The organism is Pseudomonas sp. UBA6276, from assembly GCF_002438365.1.
In the GTDB taxonomy this organism is placed as follows: domain Bacteria; phylum Pseudomonadota; class Gammaproteobacteria; order Pseudomonadales; family Pseudomonadaceae; genus Aquipseudomonas; species Aquipseudomonas coleopterorum.
This window is the reverse complement of sequence record NZ_DJUS01000179.1, coordinates 3528-3812: the sequence shown is the minus strand read 5'-3', so window position 1 is coordinate 3812 and position 285 is coordinate 3528. Positions and strand designations below refer to the sequence as shown.

General features: G+C 58.9%; 1 protein-coding gene. It reads right to left on the bottom strand.

What is annotated here, in order from left to right; all coding sequences use genetic code 11:
* On the bottom strand, positions 1–285 hold a 285-nt coding region (sdhC, locus tag B2V21_RS20125; protein ID WP_286917835.1), incomplete at both ends, for a succinate dehydrogenase, cytochrome b556 subunit.

Sequence of the window (285 nt, the reverse complement as noted above, 5' to 3'; positions counted from 1 at the left end):
GCTTGCCGCCTTCCAGCGTCTCGCCGATGCCCATGTCCATGATCAGGTGGCGCACACCGGCCACCAGGTGATACAGCAAGGCGGACAGCAGGGCCCAGATCACGAACTTGGCCAGCGGGCTGGTCATATACGCCTTCACCTCGCCGAAGCCTTCCTCGGAGCCCAGGGATTTGCCCAATGCGTACAGCATGAGAGCGATGCCCAGGAACAGGATGACACCGGATATACGATGGAGAATGGACGTGTAAGCAGTGACAGGGAGTTTGATGGTCCTTAGGTCTAGGT